General features: G+C 51.6%; 9 tRNA genes and 3 rRNA genes (2 of these 12 cut by a window edge). All 12 read left to right on the forward strand.

The annotated features are described in order from the left end of the window. A 23S ribosomal RNA gene (locus tag M1D73_RS00440) occupies positions 1–1,278 on the forward strand; it begins 1,644 nt to the left of the window's first position. A 101-nt stretch (positions 1,279–1,379) separates the two neighbouring features. Next, positions 1,380–1,495, forward strand: a 5S ribosomal RNA gene (rrf, locus tag M1D73_RS00445). 5 nt (positions 1,496–1,500) lie between these two features. Beyond that, positions 1,501–1,576, forward strand: a tRNA-Val gene (locus M1D73_RS00450). A gap of 4 nt (positions 1,577–1,580) precedes the next feature. Then, positions 1,581–1,656 (forward strand) — tRNA-Thr (locus M1D73_RS00455). A gap of 13 nt (positions 1,657–1,669) precedes the next feature. Further along, positions 1,670–1,745: transfer RNA gene (locus M1D73_RS00460), tRNA-Lys, on the forward strand. Between the two features lie 13 nt (positions 1,746–1,758). Then, a tRNA-Leu gene (locus M1D73_RS00465) sits at positions 1,759–1,839 on the forward strand. A 29-nt stretch (positions 1,840–1,868) separates the two neighbouring features. Further along, positions 1,869–1,943, forward strand: a tRNA-Gly gene (locus M1D73_RS00470). Positions 1,944–1,959: 16 nt separating this feature from the next. Next, positions 1,960–2,048, forward strand: a tRNA-Leu gene (locus M1D73_RS00475). A 3-nt stretch (positions 2,049–2,051) separates the two neighbouring features. After that, a tRNA-Arg gene (locus tag M1D73_RS00480) sits at positions 2,052–2,125 on the forward strand. An 8-nt stretch (positions 2,126–2,133) separates the two neighbouring features. Further along, positions 2,134–2,207 (forward strand) — tRNA-Pro (locus M1D73_RS00485). Between the two features lie 9 nt (positions 2,208–2,216). Next, positions 2,217–2,292, forward strand: a tRNA-Ala gene (locus tag M1D73_RS00490). Between the two features lie 75 nt (positions 2,293–2,367). Next, positions 2,368–2,500 (forward strand): 16S ribosomal RNA (locus M1D73_RS00495) (it continues 1,419 nt past the right edge of the window).

Here is a 2,500-nt window from a genome sequence, read left to right on the forward strand (position 1 = left end):
GTGCCTGTACCGCAAACCGACACAGGTAGGCGAGGAGAGAATCCTAAGGTGTGCGAGAGAACTCTGGTTAAGGAACTCGGCAAAATGACCCCGTAACTTCGGGAGAAGGGGTGCTTTCTTAACGGAAAGCCGCAGTGAATAGGCCCAAGCGACTGTTTAGCAAAAACACAGCTCTCTGCGAAGCCGTAAGGCGAAGTATAGGGGGTGACACCTGCCCGGTGCTGGAAGGTTAAGGAGAGGGGTTAGCGTAAGCGAAGCTCTGAACTGAAGCCCCAGTAAACGGCGGCCGTAACTATAACGGTCCTAAGGTAGCGAAATTCCTTGTCGGGTAAGTTCCGACCCGCACGAAAGGTGTAACGATTTGGGCACTGTCTCAACCAGAGACTCGGTGAAATTATAGTACCTGTGAAGATGCAGGTTACCCGCGACAGGACGGAAAGACCCCGTGGAGCTTTACTGTAGCCTGATATTGAATTTTGGTACAGTTTGTACAGGATAGGCGGGAGCCATTGAAACCGGAGCGCTAGCTTCGGTGGAGGCGCTGGTGGGATACCGCCCTGACTGTATTGAAATTCTAACCTACGGGTCTTATCGACCCGGGAGACAGTGTCAGGTGGGCAGTTTGACTGGGGCGGTCGCCTCCTAAAGTGTAACGGAGGCGCCCAAAGGTTCCCTCAGAATGGTTGGAAATCATTCGTAGAGTGCAAAGGCATAAGGGAGCTTGACTGCGAGACCTACAAGTCGAGCAGGGACGAAAGTCGGGCTTAGTGATCCGGTGGTTCCGCATGGAAGGGCCATCGCTCAACGGATAAAAGCTACCCCGGGGATAACAGGCTTATCTCCCCCAAGAGTCCACATCGACGGGGAGGTTTGGCACCTCGATGTCGGCTCATCGCATCCTGGGGCTGTAGTCGGTCCCAAGGGTTGGGCTGTTCGCCCATTAAAGCGGTACGCGAGCTGGGTTCAGAACGTCGTGAGACAGTTCGGTCCCTATCCGTCGTGGGCGTAGGAAATTTGAGAGGAGCTGTCCTTAGTACGAGAGGACCGGGATGGACGCACCGCTGGTGTACCAGTTGTTCTGCCAAGGGCATAGCTGGGTAGCTATGTGCGGAAGGGATAAGTGCTGAAAGCATCTAAGCATGAAGCCCCCCTCAAGATGAGATTTCCCATAGCGTAAGCTAGTAAGATCCCTGAAAGATGATCAGGTTGATAGGTTCGAGGTGGAAGCATGGTGACATGTGGAGCTGACGAATACTAATAGATCGAGGACTTAACCATATAATATGTAGCAATGTTATCTAGTTTTGAAAGAATATAAAAAACTTGTTGACTTTAAAAGTTAAATGAGTTACAATGATTCTTGTCTTAAATGAATACAGTCTGGTAATGATGGCAGAGAGGCCACACCCGTTCCCATACCGAACACGGAAGTTAAGCTCTCTAGCGCCGATGGTAGTTGGGACCTTGTCCCTGTGAGAGTAGGACGTTGCCAGGCAATCCGGAGGATTAGCTCAGCTGGGAGAGCACCTGCCTTACAAGCAGGGGGTCGGCGGTTCGATCCCGTCATCCTCCACCATTTAGCCGACTTAGCTCAATTGGTAGAGCAACTGACTTGTAATCAGTAGGTTGGGGGTTCAAGTCCTCTAGTCGGCACCAGTTTTTATTGTAAGAGCCATTAGCTCAGTTGGTAGAGCATCTGACTTTTAATCAGAGGGTCGAAGGTTCGAGTCCTTCATGGCTCACCATTTTAATTAATATGCGGGTGTGGCGGAATTGGCAGACGCACTAGACTTAGGATCTAGCGCCTTTGGCGTGGGGGTTCGACTCCCTTCACCCGCACTTTTAATAAAATATCTCAAACATGTCTTGCGGAAGTAGTTCAGTGGTAGAATACAACCTTGCCAAGGTTGGGGTCGCGGGTTCGAATCCCGTCTTCCGCTCCAATTTTCAATATGACATGCCGGGGTGGCGGAACAGGCAGACGCACAGGACTTAAAATCCTGCGGTGGGTGACCACCGTGCGGGTTCGACCCCCGCCCTCGGCACCATATGCGCCCGTAGCTCAATTGGATAGAGCGTTTGACTACGGATCAAGAGGTTAGGGGTTCGACTCCTCTCGGGCGCGTTTTCTTTCGGGAAGTGGCTCAGCTTGGTAGAGCACCTGGTTTGGGACCAGGGGGTCGCAGGTTCAAATCCTGTCTTCCCGATACTTGTTTGGGGCCTTAGCTCAGCTGGGAGAGCGCCTGCCTTGCACGCAGGAGGTCAGCGGTTCGATCCCGCTAGGCTCCACCATTAGTTCTTTGAAAACTGAACGAAACAAACAACGTGAAACGTCAATTTTTATTTTAGATGCTAGACAAACTAACTTTATTGGAGAGTTTGATCCTGGCTCAGGATGAACGCTGGCGGCGTGCCTAATACATGCAAGTCGAGCGAATGGATTAAGAGCTTGCTCTTATGAAGTTAGCGGCGGACGGGTGAGTAACACGTGGGTAACCTG

This window comes from Bacillus sp. PK3-067, from assembly GCF_056738645.1.